Annotated in this window: 23 protein-coding genes; 14 read left to right on the top strand and 9 right to left on the bottom strand. The window is 65.9% G+C overall.

The annotated features are described in order from the left end of the window. Nucleotides 1-14: 14 nt before the first annotated feature. The 4 genes from GV068_RS02945 to GV068_RS02930 all read left to right on the top strand — a co-directional run bounded on the left by GV068_RS02945 (nt 15) and on the right by GV068_RS02930 (nt 4,034). Complete coding sequence (locus tag GV068_RS02945) at nt 15-1,997, top strand: TonB-dependent receptor (RefSeq protein WP_159695924.1); 1,983 nt, start codon at nt 15-17, stop codon at nt 1,995-1,997. Next, nucleotides 1,997-2,884 (top strand): cobalamin-binding protein, encoded by an 888-nt coding sequence (locus tag GV068_RS02940; protein WP_159695923.1) that lies wholly within the window; start codon nt 1,997-1,999, stop codon nt 2,882-2,884. The genes GV068_RS02945 and GV068_RS02940 overlap by 1 nt, the downstream gene beginning before the upstream one ends. A gap of 134 nt (nt 2,885-3,018) precedes the next feature. Next, entirely contained in the window at nt 3,019-3,681 is a 663-nt protein-coding gene (locus GV068_RS02935; protein WP_159695922.1) for a thiol:disulfide interchange protein DsbA/DsbL, read from the top strand. Further along, nucleotides 3,678-4,034 carry a hypothetical protein gene (locus tag GV068_RS02930; RefSeq protein WP_159695921.1) on the top strand — a complete coding sequence of 119 codons (357 nt, stop codon included), beginning with the start codon at nt 3,678-3,680 and terminating at the stop codon, nt 4,032-4,034. Before GV068_RS02935 ends, GV068_RS02930 begins: the two co-directional genes overlap by 4 nt. 3 nt (nt 4,035-4,037) lie before the next feature. Here GV068_RS02930 and GV068_RS02925 read toward each other — a convergent pair whose 3' ends face one another. From GV068_RS02925 to GV068_RS02910, 4 genes are read right to left on the bottom strand one after another with little or no spacing between them, the layout of a single operon-like run. After that, complete coding sequence (locus tag GV068_RS02925) at nt 4,038-4,622, bottom strand: DUF6151 family protein (RefSeq protein WP_159695920.1); 585 nt, start codon at nt 4,620-4,622, stop codon at nt 4,038-4,040. Next, complete coding sequence (locus GV068_RS02920; RefSeq protein WP_159695919.1) at nt 4,619-4,924, bottom strand: antibiotic biosynthesis monooxygenase; 306 nt, start codon at nt 4,922-4,924, stop codon at nt 4,619-4,621. The genes GV068_RS02925 and GV068_RS02920 overlap by 4 nt, the downstream gene beginning before the upstream one ends. Then, the gene (locus GV068_RS02915) at nt 4,921-5,490 is read right to left on the bottom strand and encodes an LptA/OstA family protein (protein ID WP_159695918.1); all 570 of its coding nucleotides are present in this window, start codon (nt 5,488-5,490) and stop codon (nt 4,921-4,923) included. Before GV068_RS02915 ends, GV068_RS02920 begins: the two co-directional genes overlap by 4 nt. A 19-nt stretch (nt 5,491-5,509) precedes the next feature. Continuing rightward, a complete protein-coding gene (locus GV068_RS02910) occupies nt 5,510-6,811 on the bottom strand; it encodes an ATP-binding protein (RefSeq protein ID WP_159695917.1) in 1,302 nt (433 codons plus the stop codon). Nucleotides 6,812-7,124: 313 nt separating this feature from the next. Between GV068_RS02910 and GV068_RS02905 the strand changes: the two genes are divergently transcribed. The 3 genes from GV068_RS02905 (at nt 7,125) to GV068_RS02895 (ending at nt 9,967) form a co-directional block, all read left to right on the top strand. Beyond that, entirely contained in the window at nt 7,125-8,345 is a 1,221-nt protein-coding gene (locus GV068_RS02905) for a hypothetical protein (protein ID WP_159695916.1), read from the top strand. A gap of 72 nt (nt 8,346-8,417) precedes the next feature. After that, nucleotides 8,418-9,269, top strand: a complete 852-nt coding sequence (locus GV068_RS02900; RefSeq protein ID WP_159695915.1) for a MipA/OmpV family protein — start codon at nt 8,418-8,420, stop codon at nt 9,267-9,269. Next, on the top strand, nt 9,269-9,967 hold the full coding sequence (locus GV068_RS02895; protein ID WP_159695914.1) for a hypothetical protein: 699 nt from the start codon (nt 9,269-9,271) through the stop codon (nt 9,965-9,967). Before GV068_RS02900 ends, GV068_RS02895 begins: the two co-directional genes overlap by 1 nt. Before the next feature lie 40 nt (nt 9,968-10,007). Here the strand turns inward: GV068_RS02895 and GV068_RS02890 are convergent, their stop codons facing one another. Continuing rightward, on the bottom strand, nt 10,008-10,697 hold the full coding sequence (locus GV068_RS02890) for a response regulator transcription factor (RefSeq protein ID WP_159695913.1): 690 nt from the start codon (nt 10,695-10,697) through the stop codon (nt 10,008-10,010). Nucleotides 10,698-10,993: 296 nt separating this feature from the next. Here GV068_RS02890 and GV068_RS02885 point away from each other — a divergent pair, with 296 nt between their 5' ends. Continuing rightward, nucleotides 10,994-12,979, top strand: a complete 1,986-nt coding sequence (locus tag GV068_RS02885; RefSeq protein WP_159695912.1) for a S9 family peptidase — start codon at nt 10,994-10,996, stop codon at nt 12,977-12,979. 33 nt (nt 12,980-13,012) lie between these two features. Here the strand turns inward: GV068_RS02885 and GV068_RS02880 are convergent, their stop codons facing one another. Further along, complete coding sequence (locus GV068_RS02880) at nt 13,013-14,083, bottom strand: tartrate dehydrogenase (protein ID WP_159695911.1); 1,071 nt, start codon at nt 14,081-14,083, stop codon at nt 13,013-13,015. A 98-nt stretch (nt 14,084-14,181) separates the two neighbouring features. Between GV068_RS02880 and GV068_RS02875 the strand changes: the two genes are divergently transcribed. After that, nucleotides 14,182-15,078 carry a LysR substrate-binding domain-containing protein gene (locus GV068_RS02875; RefSeq protein WP_159695910.1) on the top strand — a complete coding sequence of 299 codons (897 nt, stop codon included), beginning with the start codon at nt 14,182-14,184 and terminating at the stop codon, nt 15,076-15,078. A gap of 23 nt (nt 15,079-15,101) precedes the next feature. On the opposite strand, the gene GV068_RS02870 is transcribed toward GV068_RS02875, so the two are convergent. From GV068_RS02870 to GV068_RS02860, 3 genes are all read right to left on the bottom strand, one after another. Then, nucleotides 15,102-15,857: a GDSL-type esterase/lipase family protein gene (locus tag GV068_RS02870; RefSeq protein WP_159695909.1), complete on the bottom strand. Its 756-nt coding sequence runs from the start codon at nt 15,855-15,857 to the stop codon at nt 15,102-15,104. 25 nt (nt 15,858-15,882) lie between these two features. Then, complete coding sequence (locus tag GV068_RS02865) at nt 15,883-18,291, bottom strand: TonB-dependent receptor (RefSeq protein ID WP_159695908.1); 2,409 nt, start codon at nt 18,289-18,291, stop codon at nt 15,883-15,885. Between the two features lie 238 nt (nt 18,292-18,529). Next, entirely contained in the window at nt 18,530-19,990 is a 1,461-nt protein-coding gene (locus GV068_RS02860) for a PLP-dependent aminotransferase family protein (protein WP_159695907.1), read from the bottom strand. Nucleotides 19,991-20,074: 84 nt separating this feature from the next. On the opposite strand from GV068_RS02860, the gene GV068_RS02855 reads away from it, so the two are divergent. The 5 genes from GV068_RS02855 to GV068_RS02835 are packed head-to-tail and all read left to right on the top strand — an operon-like array spanning nt 20,075 to nt 24,148. Beyond that, nucleotides 20,075-20,884, top strand: coding sequence for an NIPSNAP family protein (locus GV068_RS02855; RefSeq protein ID WP_159695906.1), 810 nt, complete (start codon nt 20,075-20,077; stop codon nt 20,882-20,884). 20 nt (nt 20,885-20,904) lie between these two features. After that, nucleotides 20,905-21,699 (top strand): alpha/beta hydrolase, encoded by a 795-nt coding sequence (locus GV068_RS02850; RefSeq protein ID WP_229463631.1) that lies wholly within the window; start codon nt 20,905-20,907, stop codon nt 21,697-21,699. A gap of 13 nt (nt 21,700-21,712) precedes the next feature. Next, a complete protein-coding gene (locus GV068_RS02845) occupies nt 21,713-23,101 on the top strand; it encodes an amino acid permease (protein WP_159695904.1) in 1,389 nt (462 codons plus the stop codon). A 13-nt stretch (nt 23,102-23,114) separates the two neighbouring features. Beyond that, nucleotides 23,115-23,501, top strand: a complete 387-nt coding sequence (locus tag GV068_RS02840; protein ID WP_159695903.1) for a VOC family protein — start codon at nt 23,115-23,117, stop codon at nt 23,499-23,501. Then, complete coding sequence (locus GV068_RS02835) at nt 23,501-24,148, top strand: dihydrofolate reductase family protein (RefSeq protein WP_159695902.1); 648 nt, start codon at nt 23,501-23,503, stop codon at nt 24,146-24,148. The genes GV068_RS02840 and GV068_RS02835 overlap by 1 nt, the downstream gene beginning before the upstream one ends. The last annotated feature ends 64 nt before the right edge of the window (nt 24,149-24,212 follow it).

Raw genomic sequence — 24,212 nt, 5'->3', positions numbered from 1 at the left:
CGAGAACATCCAACATGAAATCTGCTGTCGTTCCACGCAGCGCGCCGGCCATCAAGCCGCTCGCGCTGGCCTGCGCTCTGTCGCTGTCCGTCCTCGCCGCCAACGCTGTCGCGCAAGAATCCGTGCCGTCGATCGTCGTCACCGGCGCCCGCTTCCCAGCCCAGAGCGCTGCCGCACCGATCGGCGCCACCGTCATCACCGCCGAGGATATCCGCCGCTCCGGCGCCACCGACGTCAATGCGGCGATCCGCAAGGTCGGCGGCGTCTACGGACGCCAGAGCCTGGACGCCTCGCCCGACTTCGCACTCGACCTGCGCGGCTTCGGCTCGAACAGCGCCCAGAACCTGGTGATCCTGGTCGACGGCGTGCGCCTGAACGAGAATGAGCTGACCAATGCAGTCCTGTCGAGCATCCCGGTCGATACCGTCGAGCGCATCGAGATCCAGCGCGGCGCCAGCAGCGTTCTGTACGGCGAAGGCGCGACAGGCGGCGTGATCAACATCATCACGCGCCGCGGCGTCCAAGGCGGCACCCACGGTTCGCTGTTTGCCGAAGCCGGCCGCTTCGATGCGCACGACCTGCGCGCTTCGCTCAGCCACGGCGCCGGCCCGCTGTCGTTTGACCTTGCGCTGGCCGACCGCGGCACCGACAACTATCGCAAGAACAGCGAATTCAAGCAGAAGACCGCCAGCGGCGGCGTGCAATACAACTATGGCGCCGGCCGCGCCGGCCTGCGCTTCGAGCGCTCGGAACAGGACGCGCGCTTCCCCGGCTCGCTGAGCGAAGCCCAGTTCCGCGCAGACCCGCGCCAGACCCTGACCCCGGACGATTTCGGCACCCTCGATACCGACCGCGTCAGCGCCTACGTCGAGCACCGCATCGGCGGCCTCGAGCTGGCTGCCGAGCTGTCGCGCCGCGAGCGCGACGTGACGGCCAATTACTTCTACATGAGCGGCGCCACCAAGGTCGCTTCGCGCTCGGCCTATGCTGCCCGCCAGACCCAGTTCTCGCCACGCGTGCGCCACACCGCCAGCTTCGGCGACAAGCGCAACGAACTGGTCGCGGGCGTGGACTTCATGCGCTGGGAGCGCCAGACGACTTCCGATTTCTCGCTGGGCGACGCCGAGCAGGATTCGAAGGCCTTCTACCTGCGCAACGAGATCCTGTGGAACGCACCGCACAACGCGCGCCTGGCCATTGGCGGACGCCACGAGCGCTTCACCAAGGACTACTCGGACCCGCTGGCCTTCCCGCCGGTGCTGAATGAACACCGCAAGCAGTCGATCAATGCCTGGTCGCTGGAAGGCAGCATCGACGTGCTGCCGCAGGTGAGCGTCTTTGCCAAGGCCGGGCGCAGCTATCGCATCGCCAACGTCGACGAGAACAGCCTGCGCTCCGGTCCGGAAGTGCTGGCACCGCAAACCTCGCGCGACCTCGAACTGGGCGTCACCGCCGGCGGCATGGACCGCCAGATCACCGCGCGCCTGTTCCGCCACCGCCTGCAAAACGAAATCTTCTACGACCCGACCATCGGCTGGGGCGCCAACACCAACCTCGACCCGACCCGCCGCCAGGGCGTCGAGCTGGAAGGCAAATACGCCTTGACCCAGGACCTGCGCTTGACCGGCCAGTGGCAGCGCGTGGACGCCGAGTTCACCGCCGGTCCCAACGCCGGCCGCGAGATGGTGCTGGTGCCGAAGAACGTCGCTACCTTGCGCCTGGCCTGGACCCAGGGCAGCCACAATGCCGACATCGGCGCCCAGTGGGTCGACAGCCAGCGCTACGGCAGCGACTTCACCAACAGCTGCGGCGCCCGCATCCCGTCGTACACGACCCTGGACGCGCGCTACGCCTACCGGATGAATGGCTGGGAAGCGGCCATCACCGCACTCAACCTGGCCGACCGCCAGTACTACAGCAACGCCTTCGGCTGCCGTTCGGGCATCTACCCGAGCGACGGCCGCCAGCTGAAGCTGTCGCTGCGCTACGACTTCTGATGCGCGCCGCGGCAGCCTTGCTCTCGCTACTACTGGCCCTTGCGGCAGGAAGTAGCACGGCCGCGGTCAGCGTGGTGGACGATGCCGGCCGCCGCGTCACCGTGCAGCAGCCGGCGCGGCGCGTGATCTCCATGGCGCCGCATGCCACCGAGCTGCTGTTCGCGGCCGGCGGCGGCGAACGTGTGGTCGGCGTCATGAATTACAGCGACTACCCGGAAGCGGCCAGGAAGATCCCGCTGGTCGGCAGCAACAGCGTGATCGACATGGAGCGGGTGCTGGCCCTGAAGCCCGACCTGATCGTGGTCTGGCATACGGGGAACACGGCGCGCCAGATCGCCCAGATCGAGTCGCTCGGGGTGCCGGTCTTCCACAGCGAGCCGCGCCGGCTGGGGCAGGTGGCCGACGACATCGAGCGCCTCGGCCAGCTGCTGGGCGCGCAGCCGGTGGCCAGCCGCGCCGCCGGCGCGCTGCGCACCCGGCTGGCGGAGCTGGAAAGCCGCTACGCCAAACGCCCGCCGGTCACGGTGTTCTACCAGATCTGGGACCAGCCGCTGTACACGCTCAACGACGCCCAGATCGCCAGCGACGCGATCCGCGCCTGCGGCGGGCGCAACGTGTTCGGGGCGCTGAAGGTGGTGGCACCGGAGGTCAGCCTGGAAGCGGTACTGGCGGCCGATCCGGAAGCGATCATGGCCGGCAAGCGCCACGATCCGGCGAATCCTGGCCTGAAGCTGTGGGAGCCGTATCGGACCATGACGGCGGTAAAGCGGGGGAATCTGTTGACCGTGAATGGCGAGCTGCTCACGCGGCCGGGCCCACGCGCGATCGACGGGGCCGCGCAGTTGTGCGAGATGCTGGAAGGGGTGCGGCAGCGGCGCGGGCCGTAGCGATAAGGGCAACACTCCCGTATCGCCCACGTTAAACCCGTAAGCAAATGCAAAATTCCGGCTTTCCCCCGGAAGGAGACCCAAAAAAGTGGTAATCTCCCGGCGTTTGCTCAATCAATTGTGGAAGGAAACCTATGCGTTCTCTGCGTTTTTCCCTCATCGCCGCCACCATGGTCGCCAGCACCGCGTTCGCGTCGCCTGCCGACCCGAAGAACGGTGTCGATTTCCAGACCCTGAGCGCGCCGCAGCCGGTGCAGGCGACGAGCAAGAAGGTCGAGGTCATCGAATTCTTCGCTTACCACTGCCCGGCATGTAACGCGCTGGAACCGACCCTGAACGGGTGGGTCAAGAAGCAGGGCGACAATATCGTCATGCGCCGCATCCACCTGCCGTTCCAGGGCCCGGCCGATCCGGAAGCGCACCTGTTCCTGACGCTCGAAGCGATGGGCAAGCTGGAGGAATACCACGGCCGCGTGTTCCAGGCCGTGCACGTCCAGCGCCAGCGCCTGATGAAGGATGACGCGATCATCGAGTGGGCTGCGAAGAATGGCCTGGACCGCGCCAAGTTCATGGAAACCTGGAACTCGTTCGGCGTGACCACCAAGCTGCGCCGCCTGGGCCAGATCTCGAACAACTACAAGGTGACCGGCACCCCGACCATCATCATCGACGGCAAGTACGTGGTGTCGCCGAGCCAGGTGTCGGAAGCCAACAAGATCCAGGGCATGGAAGCCACGATGCAGGCGACCACCCAGGTCATGGACGCACTGGTCAAGAAAGCAGCCGCCACGAAATGAGCAAGGATGTCGAGCGCGAAGTCCTCAAGATGTACGATGGGTCCCGGCCCAACGAGGAGGACCTGTTTGAGACCAGCTACGTGAATCACATCGCGTGGTCGCTGGCGGTCTTCTTCGCGGGCCTGGCCATCTGGCTCGCGATCGCCCTCGTCAATGCCGAGAACCAGCGCTACGCCCTGATGACCAACAAGTGCCCCGACCCGCTCTTCGAGGGCGGCGTCGATAAGGCCTGCCTGGCCACCGTGCGCTCGCGCGATCACTGGTGGGAACACCTGTGGGTCGGGATCACGCACGTGCGCGGACAGTACGAGCACGTCTCGCGTTATCCCTCCCGGCGCCAGACCGAACGCTGACCTCTACCGGGTCAGCGCCTTGCGCTGTTCCAGCGACAGTACCTGCACCTCCTTCACCGGTTCGGCCGTTCCGGACCGGAAGAAGGGATTCTCCCGATAGCCGCCGCCCAGGCGCGCCTTCACCAGCATCCATCCGATCTTGCATACCGCCCGCACGGTATTCAGGCCGCTCGACTGCACGGGCGCCGTGGCGGACTGCGTCTCGACGCGGCAGCGCAGCGGGCCGAGCTCTTGATCGAGCTGCGCGTCAGAGGCGTCCAGGCAGGCCCGCACCAGTCCCACGTAAGAGGTACGCGGATCGCGCGGCGTGTTCCCGATCGGGGTGCGGCAGCAGCCGGCATACCAGCGATACAGGCCCTTGGGGCCCAGCGACATGCAGGCCAGGTGCTCCAGGCCGGCCTCGAAACGCACGGCGGCGGGCAGGGTGGCCGCCACCTCGGTGCCGCCGGCGGGGTCGAGCACGCCCGTGCCGAGGAAGTGGCCATAGGCCTGGCAATCCTTGCAGTAGCAGACCGCGCGCGCCGCCACGCGCCGGCTGTCGACCTGGCCGCGCAGCTGGCCGCAGCGGCAACGTAGCGCAATGCTCATATCGGGCCTCCATCGAGGATCATCGTGTAATGCTCGACCGTCGGGAACGGATCGTAGAAATGGTGCAGCAGCGCCTTCCACTCCTGGTAGCCGGACGAACCGCGAAAGCCCACCGTGTGGTCTTCCAGCGTCTGCCAGTTCACCAATAGCACGTAGCGGCTGCTGCGTTCCAGGCAGCGCTGCAGCTGGTGCGACACGTAGCCGGGCACGCCGGCAATGATGCTTGACGCCTGGCGGAAGGCGGCTTCGAAAGCTTCTTCCTGGCCGGGGCGGACGTCGAGGGTGGCGACTTCGAGGATCATGGGGTCTCCGTGGTGGCGATGGCCGGCGCCGGCGGCGGGCGGCGCTTCGATTGCAGGACGATGGTGCCGCGCCCGCCCCCCGGGCGGTCTTCGCAGCTGCTGGTATTGCGGACGGTGAACTGCTCCAGGCGGCTGTCGTAGATGATGCATTCGCCATCCGCCACCTCGGTCTGCTGGCCGTCGAGTGTGCGCCGCACCTTCGCCTGCGTCGACAGTTTCACCAGGGCCGAGCGGTCGTCGTACTCGACGCGGTCGGCTTCGCCTTCGATCCAGCGTTCGCCCGGCCCGTCGGCCTTCTGGCGGAAGCGCACCTTGTTGCCGGGCTCCGCCTGCAGCACCAGACGCTGGAAGCCGTCCTTCGATTCTTCGACGTGGCCGCTGTCGGCATCGATCCTGAGCGTGCCGCGGGTGACTTCCACGCCGCCGGCGACCTTGTAGGCGCCGGTCAGGCTATTGGCGTCGCAGGCCCGGCACTTGATACTGGTCGGCTTGTAGGCATCGGCCTTTTCGGCCGCCGCCGGCAGGGCAAGGAGGAACAGCAGGGCAGGGATGGTGAATCGCTTCATGGCTGGCTCGTGGTAGGAATCAAGCGGGAAGATGGATGACGAAGCGCGCCCCGCCCAGCGGCGAGCCTTCTACGCGCAGGCTGCCGCCATGCAGCGCCACCGCCTTGCGCGCAATCGACAGGCCGAGGCCGAAGCCGCCGGTGGCGCGGTCGCGGCTGCGGTCGAGGCGGTAGAAGGGGTCGAAGATCTTTTCGCGTTCGTCCTCGGGAATGCCGGGGCCGTCGTCGTCGACCGTGATCTCGACGCCCTTGTGGTCGCGCGTGGCGGCCAGCAGGATGCGGCTGCCCGCATATTTCTGCGCATTGCGCAGCAGGTTGCAGACGGCCCGCGCCAGCAGGCGCCGGTCCAGTTCCAGCTCGCCCAGCTCATCGTCCAGCGCGCAATCGAGCGCGAGCTGAGACGGCGGCAGCATCTCGGTGCACTCGCGCAGCACCTCGCCCAGCACCACCGGCTCGGCTTGCAGGTTGCGGGCGCTGTCGAGTTTGCTCATGTCGAGCAGTTCATTGACCAGGGCGTTCAGCTCGCGCAGGTCGCCTTCCATGGCGGCGATGCGCTTGCTCAGGTCCGGATCCTTGGCGCGCGCATCGAGCAGTTCGAGGCCGAATTCCAGCCGCGCGATCGGCGTGCGCAGCTCGTGCGACACCGAATGCAGCAGGCTTTTCTGCGCTTCCAGCAGGTCTTCGATGCGGTCGGCCATGTGGTTGATGCGTTCGGCCAGCGGATAGATATTGGCCGAGGGCTTCATCTGCGAACGCGCGGTCAGCTTGCCGCTGCCGAATTCGTCGGCCAGGCGCGATAGCGACTGCAGCCCCTGCCAGTGCGAACGCGACCACAGGGCGATCGGCACCAGCAAGGCAATCGCGACGATCACGTAGCGCAGCGCTTCCATCTTGAGGGCCTGGTTGATGTCGATCGGCAGGTTCTGGGCGTGCAGCACTTCCTCGTGGCTGCCGATGTAGCGGTTGCCTTCCAGGTCGACCCGGCGATAGAAACTGCGGCTGGCGGGATCCAGCACGATCTCGCCGCGGTCCAGCTGGGCGCGGCGGGCGGCGGGCAGGGCATTACGCGCATCCGCCAGCGGGATCAGGTCGTAGCGCACTTTGGAGACTACGCGCACGTTGTTGAGGCGGGTGAGCCAGTCGTCGGGCGGCGCTTCGTCGACGTATTGCTCCAGCAGGAAAATCTGCGCGGCTGCCTGGCGGCGTGCGATGTCCTCGAGCGGATCCCCGAACAGCCGGCTGAAGGCAAAGTAAATCACGAAGGTGGCCGCCGTGATCGACAACATGACCAGCACGAAGAAGCGGAAGAATATCCGGTTCACGTACCCATCCTGTATAACTGGCGGTTAAGGATTGCTGCGCAATACATAGTTTCTCCCTGACCGCATTGTATAGGAGCAATGACAAATGATATACCTCTTCGATACCAATTCATGCCTTACAAATTAGTGACAATTCCTCGACAGATCGAGGGGGAATGAAACGCGGGGAATTCTTACTATGCTCATACATCAGGTTTAGGTTTATCTGGTTTTCCGTTTGCCCGCCTGATATGCGAGTGTCGGCGGGTTTTTTTATTCCAAAGGAAACGATCGGTGGCTACCCAAGGCGCCGGCTAGTGTGGAGAAGAATAAGATGAGTATGGTTGGACGCACTCTTGTCACCGCCGCAGTTGTCGGCGTGACCCTGGCAGCCTGCGGCGGTGGCAGCGACGGCAGCACCGTCATGAAGAACCAGCAGGCAGGGCAAGGTATCGCCGTCGGCGAGCCGAATGGTGGCGTTCCGGTCGTTTCCGAGTTCATCAAGATGGCGCAGGAGGCTTCTTGCGCATCGACCCGCAACAATCTGTTTGTCGTCGACGGCAAGTACGTCGTATCCGACCGCGCCGACTATGGCTGCTACGACGCTGCCTACAGCGTGAGCCTGATGGGGCCGACGCCGCAGGCCGTGCTGTGCTCATCGAACCAGACCATCGCCGGTCCGCAGACCAGCTGCACCGACGCGAGCCTGCGTCCGCTGTTCGACACGATCCTGAAGAACCTCGACAAGGCCAATCTCGGCCTGGGCGCCGGCCACAAGGTCGAGCCGGTCAGTTTCCTGCCGAAGTCGGGCACGCCGGTGGCCTTCAAGACCGTGGTGAGCGACACCTTCTCGAACATCGAGACGCCGCGCGAAGTCGTGATCAAGGATGCGGCCGCCTGGAGCGCCCTGTGGGCGGAACACAGCAAGACCCGTGTCGCGGCCCCGGAATTCGATTTCACCAACAACATGCTGGTGGCCGTGTTTGCCGGTAGCGGCAATGCCGGCTGCGGCAATTTCGACGTCGTGTACGTCGGCGCCAAGGACGGCAAGCTGCTGGTCGAATATGAATACCGCGACATGTCGCCAGTAGCGACCTGCCTGGCAGTCGTGACCCAGCCGATGCGCGTGGTGGCGGTGCCGAAGGTCGATGCCCCGGTCGAGTTCCGCAAGATCGTGTCGCCGTACTTTAACTTCACGACCATCGGCGCGGAAGTGCGCACCAACATCCATACGCAGCGCAATGTCGTGATCCGCGACGAATCCGCCTGGGCTACCCTGTGGGCCGAGCATGCCGGCCCGGGCGTCCCAGTGCCCAAGGTCGATTTCAGCAAGCAGATGGTGATCGGCGCGTTCCGCGGCGGGATGCCGAGCACCTGCCACAACAGCGGCATCCGCGACGTGTCCTTCCGTGACGGCAAGCTCAAGGTCGGCATCGTCGATACCGGGCCCGCGCCGGACGTCGCCTGCGGCATGATGATCGTCTACCCGGCACACCTGGTCGTGGTCAACCGCACCGAGGCGCCAGTCGAATTCGTGACGGAAAAACGTACCTAGTGGTAACAATGCGTGAGAGTTTGGCTTGCCCGACGTAAAATATCAGGTCGCCGAACTCTCTCGATCGAAGACATGAAAAAGCTTTTCGCCCTGGTCCTGGCTGTCTCGGGCAGCGCCGCAAGCGCACAGACGCCGACCACCAACCCGATGCCCGACGGCAGCCGCGATATGTATGCGGGGCTGGGCGTCGCGTCGGCGCCACGCTACGAAGGGGCGGACAGCAGGAAAACCAGGGTGCTGCCGGTGCTCCAGGTCCAGTGGAGCAACGGCGTGTTCATTTCGGGCATGAGCGCCGGGATGCACCTGTCATCCAGCCCGACGGTCGAATACGGCCCGCTGCTGTCAATCCACCCGCGCCGCACCGAATCGGGCCTGGGCGGACGCGTCGGCGGCGTCGAGGCCGGCACCAGCAGCCTGCTGCCCACCTCGGTACGCGAGATGGCGGCCCGCGACAATCCGCTGGCCGGCATGGAAGAGATCAAGCTGCGCCCGGAAGCCGGCGCCTTCCTCAATATTTACCTGGCCCCCGAGTGGCGCCTGACCGGCAGCGTGCTGGCCGGCGCCGGCAACGACCGCGACGGCATCCGTGGCGAAATCGGCATCCAGCGCCTGGCGCTGCAGCTGGCCCCGCACCACACGGTGGCGGTGACGGCGGCCGTCAGCTTCGCCAACCGCGACTACAACCAGAGTTACTTCGGCGTCGACGCCGCCCAGGCTTTCAGGAGCGGCAACCGCGAATACCACCCGGACGGCGGCGTGAAGGACCTGCGCATCGGCGCACGCTGGAACTGGGCGCTGTCGCCTTCCTGGATGCTGACTTCGAGCCTGCAGGCGACCCGCCTGGCGGGCGATGCACGCCGCAGCCCGCTCGTCGAGCGGCCCAATAACGTGACGGTTTCGACCGCCTTCGCCTACCGGTTCTGATGATGCGACTCGCACACGCCACCGCATGCGCACTGCTCCTGTCCACGGCCAGCCTGGCCGTGGCGCAGGCGCTCGCGCCCGCGTCGGAGTGGGCGAGTTACCGCGACGCCTACCGCGCCATGGTCGTGTTCGAGAAGTACGGCGGCGCCAAGAACCTGCTGCAGAACGGCTTGCAGCTGGTGCCGCGGGAGAAGGGCGCGCTGGGAGAAGGGGTGCAGCTGGTCCTGACGGGAAAGACCGTGCAGACCAGCCTCGCGCTGGACGCACTGGGCCGGGGCGTGCTGCCGCTGGTGAAGGCGGCCTACGATGAAAATGCGGTGCTGGCGCCGAGCCGCCGCATCGGCCCGTTCAGCCTGCGCGCCCGGGTGACGATCGCGCCCCAGGCCGACAATACCTACGACACGGCCGACCTGCGCGCCGGCTGCGAACAGGCGCTGACCTATGCCCGCTTCACGGACGCCGGCGCGCGTTCGCGCCAGTGCGTCGGGGTGCGCATGGTGTTCCCGCGCAAGGGCGTCGAAACCTCGGTCAAGCTGCGCCGGGCGGAAGGGGAGCAAACCCTGCCGGTCAGCACGGGCCCGGCTTTTGCCGGCGACGTCGACGCCGACCTGCCATCGGTAAGCTACCGCTTCGGCGCCGAGCAGGCGCAGGTGATCACCTACAGCGCGCCGCTGGCGATCGTGCCGCTGTTCGAATAAAGCCTGGCGCCCGGGGCCGGCCGCGCCACCCCGGTGAATCTCAATTCCATGCCGACGGCGAGAACAGGTAGCCTTCGCCCCACACCGTCTTGATCTTTTCCGAGTCCGCATCTTCGAACTTGCGGCGCAGCTTCGAGATGCAGTTGTCGATGCTGCGGTCCAGGCCGTCGAACTCGATGCCGCGCATCTTCTTGAGCAGGGCGTCGCGCGACAGCACGCGGCCGGCGGCTTCCGCCAACACCAGCAGCAGCTTGTATTCCGTATTCGACAGCACGCAGGGCTCGCCGCGCCACACGACGCTGCGGTCGGTGGTCACGATGCGCAGCGCGCCGAACTGCAGCACGCGTGCGTCGGCGCCGCCCTTGGTCTGGGCGGTGCGGCGCATCAGGGCGCGCAGGCGCGCCAGCAGCACGCGCGGCTGGACCGGCTTGTTGACGAAATCGTCGGCGCCCTGTTCCAGGCCCGAGACTTCGTCGTAGGAATCCTCGCGCGCGGTCAGGATCAGGATCGGCACCTCGGACATCTCGCGGATCTGGCGGCACACCACCATGCCGTCCAGGCCCGGCAGCATCAGGTCGAGCACGACCACGTCGGGCGACAGCGTCTTGAATCGTTCCAGCGCCTGGTCGCCGCGGGTGACGAGGTCCACCGCGAACTCGTAGCCAGACAGGTATTCGGTGACGAGCTCCGCCAAACGCGCGTCGTCTTCCACCAACATCACTCGGTACATGCTTGTTTCTCCTTGGTCCGAGATTGTAAAGGACTGGTTGCTCTAAAGCACAGCCCCTACAAAGGGGGGACATTCGCATACAGTTCGATGACAATGATGCGGAACGGGTAGCGACGGTCGACTATCTTACGCGTCTACAGCCCTGGCTGCTGAGGCCGGGCAAAATTATGAGCGCTGGGTGAGACGCAAGGCAGACCCGGCCGGCCGGATGGTCACGGCATGCACGACATCGTGTAAAGTTGAAGCGCAGTATTTCCGTAGCGACGCCAACCACTGAATCTATCGGAGACCACCGGATGAGACCTGTACGCCGCCCGCTCGGGCTGACCCTGATCGCCTCGTTCTTCATCGCCGCCGGCGCGGCCACGGCCCAGGAGGCCACCGTCGCGCCACCCAGCGCGATGGTGCTGGAAAACGTGCCGCCGGTGAGCGCCAGCCTGGCCAAGCGCGTGGAGAAGTACAATGAATTCAAGCCCACTTCCTACGCCGCCTGGCACCCGACAAAACTCGAGATGATCGTCTCGCGCCGCCACAACAACACGCCCCAGCTGTTCCGCGTGGCCAAGCCGGGCGCGCCGCTGGAACTCCTGACCGACTACGCCGAACCGGTGCGCAGCGCGCAGTACGAACCGCGCCACGGCAAGTTCTACGTGTTCGGCCGCGACAGCGGCGGCAACGAGGTGTTCCGGGCCTACCGGCGCGACGTCGGCGCCAAGGCCGCCAGCGCGGACGCGGTGCCGGTCACGCCCGATAACCGCCGGGTGCAGGACACCGCCTGGGCCAAGAAGAGCGGCAAGCTGCTGTACGTGACGGTGCCGGTCGGGCGCCAGGGTTCGAACGACCAGATCAGCTCGACCATCAGCATCGTCGACCCAATGCAGCCGGAGCAGGCGCGCGTGCTGGCCGAGCTGCCGGGCGGCGGCTGGGGCTCGTTCGCGTTCTCGCACGACGACAAGCAGCTGGTCTACCTCGAGTACGTGTCGGCCAACGAAACCTACCTGTGGCTGATGGACGCCGCCACCGGCAAGAGCCGCCGCCTGACGGAGAAGGGCAGCGACAAGGTAGCCTACGGCGACCCGGTCTTCGCGCGCGACGGCAAGGGCATCTACACGACCAGCGACCGCGGCTCGGAATTCCGGCGCCTGGTCTACATCGACCTGGCGAGCAGCAAGGAGACCGTGCTCACGCCGCAGATCGAATGGGACATCGACGAGATCGACCTGTCGGATGATGGCAAGCTGCTGGCCTTCGTCGCCAACGAGGACGGCAGCAGCGTGCTGCGCATGATGCGGACGGGCGACCGCAAGCTGGTCGCCCAGCCCAAGCTGCCGCTGGGCGTGATCGGCAGCGTCGAGTGGCACAACAACAGCCGCAACCTGGCGCTGTCGCTGTCCTCGGCGCGCAGCCCGTCGGAGGTGTACAGCGTGGACGCCAAGACCGGCGCCGTCACGCGCTGGACCCAGCACGAGAAGATGGAAGTCGACATGAACCGCTTCGTCGAGCCTTCGCTGGTGCGCTGGAAGTCCTTCGACGGCCGCAGCATCTCGGGCTTCGTTTACCGTCCGGATGCAAGTAAATTCCCGGGCAAGCGCCCGGTGGTGATCAACATCCACGGCGGGCCGGAAGGGCAATCGACGCCGGGCTTCCTGGGCCGCGGCAACTATTACACGGACGAGATGGGCCTCATCGTCATCTATCCGAACGTGCGCGGCTCGACCGGCTACGGCAAGAGCTTCCTGAAGCTGGACAATGGCAAGCTGCGCGAAGATTCGGTCAAGGACATCGGCGCGCTGATGGACTGGATCGCGACCCAGCCGGACATGGATGCCTCACGCGTGGCCGTGTTCGGTGGCTCCTACGGCGGCTACATGACCCTGGCCGTATCGACCATGTACCCGGAGCGCATCGCGGCGGCGGTCGACATCGTCGGCATCTCGAACTTCGTCACCTTCCTCGAGCGCACCGAAAGCTACCGGCGCGACCTGCGCCGCGTGGAGTACGGCGATGAGCGTGATCCGGACATGCGCAAGTGGATGGAGGCGACGGCGCCGGCCAACAATGCGGCCAAGATCAAGAAGCCGCTGTTCGTCGTGCAGGGCAAGAACGATCCGCGCGTGCCCTGGCAGGAGGCGGACCAGATGGTGGCGACGGTGAAGAAGAACGGCACGCCGGTGTGGTACATGACGGCCAACGACGAAGGGCACGGTTTCGGCAAGAAGGCAAATGCCGATTACCTGTTCTATTCGACGATCGACTTCTTCAACACTTATCTGCTCAAATAAGCTGTAGGGTGGGCGGGTTTCCCGCCCACGCCGTCAGGCGGTTGCGAGGTACTCGGCGATCGCTTTGCCCACCTCAGTCGTATTCGCCGTCCCGCCCATATCCGGCGTACGCGGCCCGTTCACCAGGCAGTGCTCCATTGCCCGCACGACCGCGTCGTGCGCTTCCTTGTACCCCAGGAAGTCCAGCATCATCGCGCCCGACCAGATCATGGCGATCGGGTTGGCGATGTTCTTGCCGTAGATGTCGGGCGCCGAGCCGTGCACCGGTTCGAACAGCGAGGGGAAGCTCCGTTCCGGATTCAGGTTGGCCGAGGGCGCGATGCCGATGGTGCCGGTGCAGGCCGGGCCCAGGTCGGACAGGATGTCGCCGAACAGGTTCGAGGCCACCACCACGTCGAAGCGCTCCGGCGACAGCACGAAGCGCGCGGCCAGGATATCGACGTGGTACTTGTCCCAGCGGACCTCCGGATAGGCCTTGCCCATCTCGGCCACGCGCTCGTCCCAGTAGGGCATCGAGATCGCGATGCCGTTCGACTTGGTGGCGGCGGTCAGGTGCTGCTTGGGGCGGCGCTGGGCCAGGTCGAAGGCGTACTTGAGGATGCGGTCGGTGCCCTTGCGGGTAAAGATCGCTTCCTGCAGCACCAGCTCGCGCTCGGTGCCCTCGAACATGCGGCCGCCCACCGCCGAGTATTCGCCTTCGGTGTTCTCGCGCACCACGTAGAAGTCGATGTCGCCCGGCTTCTTGTTGGCGAGCGGGCAGGGCACGCCCGGCATCAGGCGCACCGGGCGCAGGTTGACGTACTGGTCGAACTCGCGGCGGAACTTCAGCAGCGAGCCCCACAGCGAGATGTGGTCGGGCACCGTGTCGGGCCAGCCGACCGCGCCGAAGAAGATCGCATCGCTACCCTCGAGCTGCTGCTTCCAGTCGTCCGGCATCATCTTGCCGTGCTGGAGGTAGTAGTCGCAGCTGGCCCATTCAAAATGGGCGAATTCCAGGTCGATGCCGAAGCGCTCGGCTGCGGCTTCCAGCGCGCGCAAGCCCTCGGGCATGACTTCCTTGCCGATGCAGTCCCCGGCGATGACGGCGATCCTGTGCTTCTTCATGGCTGACTCCTGAGTGCTGTTTGCATGTCGGTGTTTAAGATAGCAAGAAAACGCACTGTATATAATCCCTTGTGTTGTGGCCTGATAGAACACGAATCGTGAATAATCAAATCGAGAACGGCGACTTGCGGGTGTTTGTCGAGGTGGTCCGCAAGGGCAGCTTCAGCGGCGCGGCCGAGGCGCTGGGCATGTCGGCGGCCTTCGTCAGCAAGCGGATCGGCATCCTGGAAGCCCTGCTCGGGGTGCGCCTGTTCGAGCGCTCGACGCGTCGGGTGGTGATCACCGATGAGGGCGAGCAGGTCTACGGCCGTGCGCAGCAGATCCTGGAGCAGCTCGACGACATGCTGGACGACGTCTCCGAACGCCGCCAGGAGCCGGCCGGGCGCCTGCGCATCTGCAGCAGCTTCGGCTTCGGGCGCAACGTGGTGGCGCCGGTGGTCGCGAAGCTGGCGGCACATCATCCCAAGCTGCAGATTCGCTTCGAGGTGTTCGACCGCCTGGTCGATACGGTGGCGGAAGGCTTCGACCTGGACGTGCGCATCGGCGACGACATCCCGCCCCAGCTGGTGGCGCGCAAGCTGATGGACAACCACCGCATCCTGTGCGCATCGCCCGCCTATCTCGCGCAGCACGGCATGCCCAAGGCCTTGAAGGAACTCGCCACTCACCAATGCCTGGCGATCAAGGAGCGCGACCATCCGCTCGGCACCTGGCGCCTGCGCGGCCGGCACGGCGAGGAAACCGTGCGCGTGTCCGGCGCGCTGTCGACCAACCACGGCGAGATCGCGCTGCGCTGGGCGGTGGAAGGGGCGGGGATCGTGCTGCGCTCGCTGTGGGATGCGCGCAGCTACCTCGACGATGGCCGGCTGGTGCAGGTGCTGCCCGAGTACACGCAGCCGGCCAGCGTCTGGGCCGTGTACCCGCAGCGCCTGGCAGGGTCGGGCAGGGTGCGCGTCTGCGTCGATTACCTGCGCCAGCACCTGGCGCAGGCTTGAACGCTAGCGCAGGGCCGCGTTACTTACTTCATCATCTCGTCGAGCGTCGGCTGCATGGCATCCGCCCACACCTGGTAGCCGGCGGCGCCCGGATGCAGCTGGTCGGGCATGATCGAGAACGGGATCTTGCCGTCCTGGCCCAGGAAGGCCTTGGAGATGTCCAGGTAGCGCACGGTCTTGCCGTCGTCCATCTTCGCCAGCTCGGCGTTCAGCGCATTGATCGTGGCCATCCGCTTGGCCGCTTCCTCCACCAGGGCAGGCGTGACCGGGCCGCCGAAACGGTCGCGCGGACCGCGCGGGAAGACGCCGAGCACCAGCACCTTGGTCTGTGGCAGCCGCGTGCGGATCATGCCGACGATCTTGCGGTTCGCCGCCGCGATTTCGGCCGCACTGTTGTGCAGGCTGTTGTTCGTGCCAAGCATCAGGACCGTGACTTTCGGCGCGATCCCCTCCAGCTCGCCGTGTTCGATGCGCCAGATGACATGCTGGGTGCGGTCGCCGCCGATGCCGAAGTTGGCAGCCTGGTACTTGGCGTAGTACGCGTCCCAGATGTGCGGCGCCTTGCGCCAGTTATCGGTGATCGAGTCGCCGATGAACAGCAGCCCGACCGGCCCGCTCTTGGCGCGCGCCAGGTTGACCCCGTGCTTCTTGAGGAACTTGCCGTCGTCCTGCTTGGCGTAGGGCTGCGACGGGTTCTCGTCGGGATAGCCCTGGGCGAATGCCTGGCAGCTCGCCAGGCACAGGACCAGGGCAAGTCGGCGCAATGTGGTGAAAGTCATCTTGTGGGTTCCTTGTTCAAACGGTTCAGAAATTCACGTCCAGGCGGGCAGTGTAGTAGCGGAACGCGTCGCGCGCCGGCTGCCAGCCGAACGAGCGGATGTCCGGTCCCGAGGTCTGCTTGAAGTTCAGGAAGGAGCCGACGTTGCCGACCGCGTAATGATGGTCGAACAGGTTCTTGACGCCGACCGAGAACTTGTATTTTCCCCGGCTGTCGCCGACCGAGGCGCCGAGGTCAACGATGCCATGGCCGGGCCGCTGCAGGCTCGGGTCCTGGCTGATCGCGCCCTGGACCTTGGTCTGGGCGCGCACGTTCGCGTTGATCGCCACCTTGTACGGCATCGCCAGCGGCAGGGTGTATTCGCCGCCCAGGTTCATCTTCCATTTCGGCGAGTTCGGCATCATGCCGCCGCTGGCGTCGCGCAGGAAGGCGCCCGGCACCAGCTCGTTCGGCACGGTGCAGTCGGTGGCGCCGCTATAGCAGGGACCCTGCTTCCAGTCCTCCACCGTGGCGCGGGTGTAGGCCAGGTTCGCCGTTAGCAGGAAGGAGCGTGCCAGCAGCGCCGTGGCATCGGCCTCGATACCCTGGGTCTGCACCTTGGGGATGCTGTACAGGACGCTGGCCTGGCTGCCGTCCGAGAAGCGCTCGGTGGCCGAGGTCTGGTAGTCGCGGAATTCAGTCTTGAACACCGCCACGTTCAGCGTCGCGCGGTTGTTCCAGAGGTTGGCCTTGAACCCGGCCTCGACGCTGGTCGCTTCCTCGGGCGCCAGCGGCAGGCGCTTGAACACGTTCACGTTGTTGGCGCCGCTCGTCATGTCGTAGGCGACGCCCTTGGTGCCGGTCGACGCGGTGCCGTACACCATCGTGTCCGCGGTGAGCTTGTAGCCATAACCGAGCTTGCCGGTGACGTAGTTCTCGTGATGGCGCGGGGCGGTGTAGACGTTCGAGCCGGTATGGACGTTGTTAGGCGCGCTCGAGGACAGGCTGTCGATCGTGTGGAACATGTAATCGTTCGACTCGCGCGTGAAGCGCAGGCCAGCCGTGAGCGTGTGGCGCGGCGCGAAGTCCCAACTGCCGTTGGCGTAGATGGCGCGGTTCAGGCTGGCCGACGTGGTGGCGTAGTTGGTCCAGTTGGTCTCTTTGACGAAGGGATTGCCGCGCAGGTAGTAGCGGTCGATGCTGGTGCGCGCCAGCCACAGGCCGACCAGGTAGCGCAGCGCGCCGCTGTCGGGCGAGGTCAGGCGCAATTCCTGGGTCGAGGTCTTGGTGTCGAGCGTCCCGTTGATCATCGGCGGCTCGGCGATGCCGGACGGCTTGCCCGAGTGGTTCACCTGATAGAAGGTGGAGATCAGGTCGATGTTGTCGTTGTCGCGGAAGTCGTTCGAGCGGTTCTTGTCGACCGAGGTGATCGAGGTAAGCGCATGGCCGGCCAGCGGCGAGGCCTCCGGGAACAGGTAGTTGATGCGCACGCCCACGCCGCGGTCGGAAGCATCGAGGCCGGTCGGGGAGTCGTTGCGGATGGTCGTGTTATAAGGGGTGACGGCGATCCCGCGCAGCACCTGGGTGTTCGACAGCGCGGTGTAGTTCTTATTGTACAGGTAGCCGACGCCTGGCCCGATCGAGGTGATCGCCGCCGTGTTGCCGGTCCTGAGCGAATGGTCATAGCGCGGCGAGATCTGCACGTCCAGGTCGGGGGTGAGCTGCCATTGCAGCTTGGCGAAGAAGGTCTTGCCGCCCGAGCCGTTCTGCATGCGGTCGGTGGTCAGGTTGTGCAGGAGGCCGGGGAAGTTGGACTTGCTGGCAAACACCCGCAGCCCGACCTTGTCCGACACGCGCCCGCTGACGGAGGTAGCGACCCGGTACTCGTCGTCGCTGCTCTTGAACAGCGAGAGCTTGCCTTTCATCGGCCCGGCCCCAATCGGCTTGGTGGTGATGACCACGGCCCCGGCGATCGCGCTCTTGCCGAACATCGTGCTTTGCGGGCCCTTCAGGATCTCCACGCGCGCCACGTCGGCCTGGTCGCGAAACGCCTGCTGCGCCTGGGCATACGGCATGTCGTCGACGATGATCGCAACGTCGCCTTCGATGCCGATGTTGTTCGAGGTGGTGCCGATGCCGCGCATGTTGATGCTGTTGGTGCCCACCTGGGTGCCGTGCGAGATCGTCAGGGCTGGCGACAGGTTCACGATGTCGTCGAACTCGCGCACGTTGTTGCGCGTGAGCGCTTCTTCCGTCAGTACCGAAATCGACTGCGGCACGTCTTCGAGCTTCTCGATACGGCGGTTGGCCGACACCACCACCGTTTCGAGTTGCGGCGCGTCGGTGGCCGCGGGCGCCTGCTGGGCCTGTACGGGCGTGGCGAACTGCAGGATCGCCAGGGCGGCTGCGATTGGTGTGAGGGACGGTAAGTGCTGAGAGCGCTGCTTGACTGCCATGGTTGTCTCCATTGTTTGGTTTTGTTGCCGACAGCAGGTTGCTAGAAATTTATGAAACGGTTTACTGTAACGATTTAGTAAATAGGGAAAATTTTTTGCGGACGAAGATAGTGCGAAAAAAACCGTCGCTGGCCAGTCCACTAAAACGATTTACTGCAACGTTTTAGCGAGGATCGTACGAACTGCTTTTCTTGTCAACAAGTTTCGGCATGCCTGCATCGGGTCAGGCGCGATTCAATCAAACCGGAGTATTGCGGGCGATGCCGGCCAGCCGCTCTACCGCAGCGTCGATGTCCAGCGCCGGCACCTGGCTGTAGCCGAGCAGGAGGCCCGTCCACGCGGTCTTGCGCAGGCCGGTTTCATGCCGGGTCATGCAGTGCACGGCAATGCCTTCGGCGCGGGCGGCGTCGCTGATCCGGTCGTCGCGCCAGGCCGCGTCGGTGAAGCCGAGCGACAGGTGCATGCCGGTGCCGGCGCCGTGCACGGCTGCGCTCGCGCCGAAATGCCGGTCCAGGGCATCGAGCAGGGTGTCGCGCCGCTCGCGGTACAGGCGGCGCATCCGGCGCAGGTGCTGCAGGAACTGGCCGCTGGCGAGGAAGGCAGCCAGGGCGCGCTGTTCCGGCACCCGGCCATGCATCGGCAGGCGCGCCAGCGCGGGACGCGCGGCTTCGGCCAGGCCGGCCGGCAGCACCATGAAGCCGGTGCGCATGGCCGGGAACATGGTCTTGCTGAAGGTGCCGAGATAGATCACCGGCGCGGCGGGCGCGAGCCCCTGCATGGCCGGCAGCGGCGGCCCGTCGTGCCGGAACTCGCTGTCGTAATCGTCTTCGATGATCAAGGCGCCCGCTTGCTCGGCCTGGTCCAGCAGCGCCAGCCGGCGCGGCATGCCCAGCACGCCGCCGGTCGGATACTGGTGCGAGGGGCTCGTATAGATGAGGCGCGGCGCTGTCTTGCGCCAGTCGTCCGCGCTGGGGGCGATACCCTCGTGGTCGACCGCGATGCCGACGGTGCGCAGCTGGCCGCCGCGAAAGGCCGACAAGGCCCCCAGATAGCCGGGGTTCTCGATCCAGGCCGTGTCGCCGGCATCGGTGAACAGGTGCACGCACAGTTCCAGGCTGGCTTGGGTGCCGTTGGTGACCACGACCTGTGCCGGGTCGCAGCGCAGGCCGCGCGCCGCCTGCAGGTAGTCGGCAATCGCCTTGCGCAGCACCGGCAGGCCGGCCGGGTCGCAGTAATCGAACTCGAAGGGGCCGGTCTCGCGCCAGGCGCGGTCGAGCGCGCGCCGCCAGGCCGCCATGGGAAAGGCGTCGAGCGCCGGTACGCCGAGCGCGAAGGCGCTGCTCAGCATCCCGGGCATGGCGATGCCGGTCAAGGCCTGGGCGCGGCGCGACAGCGCCGACGCCGGCCGCTCCATCGTCTCTCCGGCGGGCGCGGGAAGCGCGACCTGCGCCACCAGGGTGCCGCGCCGGGAGGTGAGCAGGAGTCCTTCCGCCATCAGCTGCTCGTAGGCGTACAGGACGGTGTTACGCGCGATGCCCAGTTCGTGCGCCAGGGCCCTGGTCGACAGCAGCTGGTGGCCGGCCGCCAGGCGGCCGCCGAGGATGGCGGCGCGCAGGCAGGCGTGGACGGTGCGCTGGCGCGGCCAGCCGCTGAGATCGTGGCGGCGTTCGAAATCGGCGAGCAGCAGGCTGTAATCCATGTGGTCCCATCGAATTGACGTTGAGTGGCCCTTTTCTGGTGCCACTCTCCTGATTATAGTCTGGCAACACCTTATGGAGCATGCATGAAGATTCCTTTCGATACGCGCGCACTGACCGCCGCCGCCCTCGCGCTACCGGCCACGCTTGCCGTGGCCGCGCCGGTCAATACCGACTGCTGCGCGGTGCTGGAACTGCGCCAGTACGTCACCTATCCGGGCACACGGGACACCCTGATCGATCTGTTCGAAGAGCGCTTCATCGAGTCGCAGGAAGCGGTCGGCATCAAGGTCCTTGGCCAGTTCCGCGACCTGAACGATCCCGACCACTTTACTTGGCTGCGCGGGTTCTCCAGCATGGAGGCGCGCAAGAAGGCGCTGGGCGACTTCTACTATGGCGCGCTGTGGAAAGCCAACAGCAAGGCGGCCAACGCCACCCTGTACGACAACGACGACGTCCTGCTGCTGCGCCCGGCCACGCCAGGCACCGGCTTCGCCCACGACCCAGGCCTGCGCCAGGCCTTCGGCGCGAAAGCGCCGGGCAGCCTGATGGTCGCCCACATCTATTATTTCGCGCACGAAGTCACGCCGGGATTCACCGGCTTCTTCGAGCGCACGCTGATGCCCCTGTTCGAGCGCCATGGCGCGCGCGTGCTGGCGCGGCTGGTGTCGGAAAAAAGCGCGAACACTTTCGAGCGCCTGCCGGTGCGCGAGAACGTCAACGCCTTTGTCTGGTTCGCCGGTTTTCCCAATCGCGCCGCCTACGACGCCTATCTCGCCAGCCTGGGACAGGACCATGCCTGGCGCGGCGAATGGTTCGGGCAGCTGCGCAAGTCGCTCGCACGGCCGCCGGACGTGCTAATGCTCACGCCGACGGCCAGATCGGTGGTGCACTGATGGCGATCCTGCGTTTTCTGATGGCGCTCTGCGCCGCCTGTCTCGTCTCTAATGTCTCGGCCGCGCCCGCATCGGCACCCGCAGCGCTGTCGATCGGCGAAACATGGACCATCGATTCCGCGGCGCTGGGTGAAAAGCGCCGCATCAACGTCTACCTGCCGGCCGGGATCCCCGCGGGCACCGCGCTTCCGGTGATGTACATGCCGGACGGCGGCATGCTGGAAGACTTCCTGCACGTCGCGGGCCTGCTGCAGGTGGGCGCGAGCAATGGCACGACCCGGCCCTTTCTGCTGGTCGGCATCGAGAACACCCAGCGCCGGCGCGACCTGACCGGACCGACGGAGAATGCCAAAGACCGCAGCATCGCGCCGCAGGTGGGCGGTTCGCAGGCCTACCGGAACTTCATCCGCACCGAGCTGATGCCCGAGATCGCAAAGCGCTACCGCATCACCGCCGACACTGCGATCGTAGGCGAGTCACTGGCCGGCCTGTTCGTGGTCGAGACCCTGGCCCTGGAGCCGGATTTGTTCAACACCTATATCGCCATCGACCCCAGCCTGTGGTGGAACGACGGCCGGCTGGCGAAGACGCTGATCGCGAATCCGCCGCCAGGCGCGGCCAAGAAGTCCCTGTTCATCGCGATGAGCCGGGACGGTGCGCCGGCGGTCAACCAGAAGGCGCTCGCCGCCAGCCTGGGCAAGCTCCCCGGCATGGTGTTCCTGTATGAGGACTGGCCCGGCGAAACCCACGCGACGATCTACCACCCTGCGGCCTTGCGGGCATTCCGCGAGCTGCTCAAGCCTCCCGCCCCTTGATTCGCGAGCGACCATGAGCCTATTCAGAACAAAGAACCTGGACCAGATGATCGCCGCGCGCCACCGGCCCGGCGGCCTGAAGAAGGTCCTGGGCCCCTTCGACCTGATCCTGATGGGGATCGGCGCGGTGATCGGGACCGGCATCTTCGTGCTGACCGGGACCGGCGCCGTCACCGCCGGTCCCTCGCTGACGCTCTCCTTTATCATTGCCGGCGTCTGTTGCGGACTGGCGGCCCTGTGCTACGCGGAATTCGCCTCCACCGTCCCCGTGGCCGGCTCGATCTACACCTACAGCTATGTCACGCTGGGCGAACTGGTCGCCTGGATCATCGGCTGGGACCTGCTGCTCGAATACGGCCTGGCGACGTCCGCGGTGGCCGTGGGCTGGTCCGGCTATTTCCAGTCCCTGATGGCGGGCTTCGGCCTGTCCCTGCCCGAAGCGCTGCGCGGTGCGCCGGGCGCGACGCCCGGGCTGGACACCTGGTTCAACCTGCCGGCCTTCTGCATCATGATGGTGCTGACCGCCATGCTGTCGCTCGGCGTGCGCGAATCCGCACGGGTGAACAACGTCATGGTGATCATCAAGCTGGGCGTGGTCCTGCTCTTCATCGTCGTCGGCGCGCGCCATGTGCAGCCCGCCAACTGGCATCCCTTCATGCCGAACGGCGCCGCCGGGACGCTGAACGCCGCCGCCCTCATGTTCTTCGCCTTCATCGGCTTCGATTCCGTCACTTCCGCCTCGGAAGAGGTGAAGCGCCCGGAGCGCGACCTGCCCATCGGCCTGATCGGCACGCTGGCGATCTGCACGATCATGTACATCATCGTGACCGCCATCATGACCGGCATCGTCCCGTATGCGCGCTTCCTCGGCATCGACCACCCGGTGTCGCTGGCGCTCCAGTATGCGCGCGAGACCTGGTTCGCAGCGTTTGTCGACGTTGGCGCCATCCTCGGCATGACGACCGTGATCCTGGTGATGGCTTACGGCCAGACGCGCATCCTGTTCGCCATGTCGCGCGACGGCCTGCTGCCGCACAAGCTGTCCGAGGTCCACCCGCGCTACGGCACGCCCTTCTTCGCCACCTGGATGGTCGGGATCATCTTCGGCCTGCTGAGCGCCGTGGTGCCGCTCGACGTGCTGGGCGAACTGGTCAACATGGGCACGCTCGCCGCCTTCTGCCTGGTCTCGGTCGCCGTCATCGTGCTGCGCAAAAAACGTCCCGACCTGCACCGCGCCTTCCGCTGCCCCGGCGTGCCCTGGGTGCCGCTGCTCGCCATCGTATTCTGCTGCGTGCTGATGGCCTTCCTGAGCCGGACCACCTGGATCGCCTTTCTGGTTTGGCTGGCGCTCGGCCTGGTCGTCTACTTTGCCTACGCACGGCAGCGTTCACTGCTGAATTGAAGCGGATTACCCCATGAAAGTCACCGTCTCCATCGATGTCCCCTCCATTGAAGAAGGCCTGGCCTTCTTCGGCGCCGCCTTCGGTTTTGCCGAGGTGGCGCGGCCCCATCCCGGTTATGCGCTGCTGGCCTGCGGCGAGTCGACCATCGGCCTGCTGGCCAAGCCGGCCGGGACCCATCCGGCCAAGGGCAGCAGCGACGTGCGCAGGTACGAACGCCACTGGACGCCGGTGCACGTCGACTTCCGCGTCGCCGATTTCGAGGCGACGCTCGAGAAGGCCCTGGACGCCGGCGCCAGGGCCGAGCAAATCCATCGCGTGCCGGGCTATCCGCCGGTCGCATTCTGCAGTGATCCGTTCGGACACGGGTTTTGTATCGTTGGTCTTGTGAAGGAAAGTTGATGTCTGAACTGAAGGTAAGCTGCTTCACCATCTCGCTGGACGGCTTCGGCGCCGGTCCGAACCAGAGCCTGGACAATCCGATGGGGGAGGGCGCAGGCGCACTGCATACGTGGTTCCGCGGCACCCGGACCTTCCAGCGCATACTGGGAGACGAATCCAAAGGCGCGGACGGTCCGGACGAGGATTTCGCCGCACGCGGCTTCGAAAACGTGGGCGCCTGGATCCTGGGACGCAACATGTTCGGTCCGGTCCGTGGACCCTGGCCGGACGACAGCTGGAAGGGCTGGTGGGGCGATGAACCACCCTACCACGTGCCGGTCTTCGTGCTGACCCATCACCCCCGTCCGCCGCTGGAGATGAAAGGCGGCACCACCTTCCATTTCGTCACCGACGGCATCGAGTCCGCCTACGCCCAGGCGCGGCGCGCCGCCAAGGGCAAGGATATGCGGCTTGGCGGCGGCGTGGCCACGGTCCGCGAGTTTCTCCAGGCTGGGCTGGTGGACGAGATGCACCTGGCCATCTCCCCGGTGGTGCTGGGATCGGGCGAATCCCTGTTCGCGGGGCTGGACCTGGCTGCCCTGGGATTTCGCTGCACCGAGCACGTGCCGACCCAGTCCGCGACCCATATCGTGCTGCGCAAGGACTGAACGGACGCTCGTTCAGCCCTTCCGACCAGTTACAGTGGAGGTCCCGAATCCGATGAAAGACCTC

This window comes from Massilia sp. 9I (assembly GCF_902506415.1).
GTDB lineage: Bacteria > Pseudomonadota > Gammaproteobacteria > Burkholderiales > Burkholderiaceae_D > Telluria.
Note: the sequence above shows the minus strand (reverse complement) of the source record. Positions and strands in the feature narration are given on the sequence as shown.

Coding starts and splice junctions, on each gene's coding strand:
- GV068_RS02915 (WP_159695918.1), bottom strand. CDS start 5,490: ATGAAGCGATTCACCATCCCTGCCCTGCTGTTCCTCCTTGCCCTGCCG.
- GV068_RS02905 (WP_159695916.1), top strand. CDS start 7,125: ATGAGTATGGTTGGACGCACTCTTGTCACCGCCGCAGTTGTCGGCGTG.
- GV068_RS02935 (WP_159695922.1), top strand. CDS start 3,019: ATGCGTTCTCTGCGTTTTTCCCTCATCGCCGCCACCATGGTCGCCAGC.
- GV068_RS02865 (WP_159695908.1), bottom strand. CDS start 18,291: ATGGCAGTCAAGCAGCGCTCTCAGCACTTACCGTCCCTCACACCAATC.
- GV068_RS02850 (WP_229463631.1), top strand. CDS start 20,905: ATGGCGCTCTGCGCCGCCTGTCTCGTCTCTAATGTCTCGGCCGCGCCC.
- GV068_RS02845 (WP_159695904.1), top strand. CDS start 21,713: ATGAGCCTATTCAGAACAAAGAACCTGGACCAGATGATCGCCGCGCGC.
- GV068_RS02930 (WP_159695921.1), top strand. CDS start 3,678: ATGAGCAAGGATGTCGAGCGCGAAGTCCTCAAGATGTACGATGGGTCC.
- GV068_RS02860 (WP_159695907.1), bottom strand. CDS start 19,990: ATGGATTACAGCCTGCTGCTCGCCGATTTCGAACGCCGCCACGATCTC.
- GV068_RS02890 (WP_159695913.1), bottom strand. CDS start 10,697: ATGTACCGAGTGATGTTGGTGGAAGACGACGCGCGTTTGGCGGAGCTC.
- GV068_RS02835 (WP_159695902.1), top strand. CDS start 23,501: ATGTCTGAACTGAAGGTAAGCTGCTTCACCATCTCGCTGGACGGCTTC.
- GV068_RS02945 (WP_159695924.1), top strand. CDS start 15: ATGAAATCTGCTGTCGTTCCACGCAGCGCGCCGGCCATCAAGCCGCTC.
- GV068_RS02840 (WP_159695903.1), top strand. CDS start 23,115: ATGAAAGTCACCGTCTCCATCGATGTCCCCTCCATTGAAGAAGGCCTG.
- GV068_RS02920 (WP_159695919.1), bottom strand. CDS start 4,924: ATGATCCTCGAAGTCGCCACCCTCGACGTCCGCCCCGGCCAGGAAGAA.
- GV068_RS02895 (WP_159695914.1), top strand. CDS start 9,269: ATGATGCGACTCGCACACGCCACCGCATGCGCACTGCTCCTGTCCACG.
- GV068_RS02940 (WP_159695923.1), top strand. CDS start 1,997: ATGCGCGCCGCGGCAGCCTTGCTCTCGCTACTACTGGCCCTTGCGGCA.
- GV068_RS02885 (WP_159695912.1), top strand. CDS start 10,994: ATGAGACCTGTACGCCGCCCGCTCGGGCTGACCCTGATCGCCTCGTTC.
- GV068_RS02855 (WP_159695906.1), top strand. CDS start 20,075: ATGAAGATTCCTTTCGATACGCGCGCACTGACCGCCGCCGCCCTCGCG.
- GV068_RS02880 (WP_159695911.1), bottom strand. CDS start 14,083: ATGAAGAAGCACAGGATCGCCGTCATCGCCGGGGACTGCATCGGCAAG.
- GV068_RS02925 (WP_159695920.1), bottom strand. CDS start 4,622: ATGAGCATTGCGCTACGTTGCCGCTGCGGCCAGCTGCGCGGCCAGGTC.
- GV068_RS02900 (WP_159695915.1), top strand. CDS start 8,418: ATGAAAAAGCTTTTCGCCCTGGTCCTGGCTGTCTCGGGCAGCGCCGCA.
- GV068_RS02870 (WP_159695909.1), bottom strand. CDS start 15,857: ATGACTTTCACCACATTGCGCCGACTTGCCCTGGTCCTGTGCCTGGCG.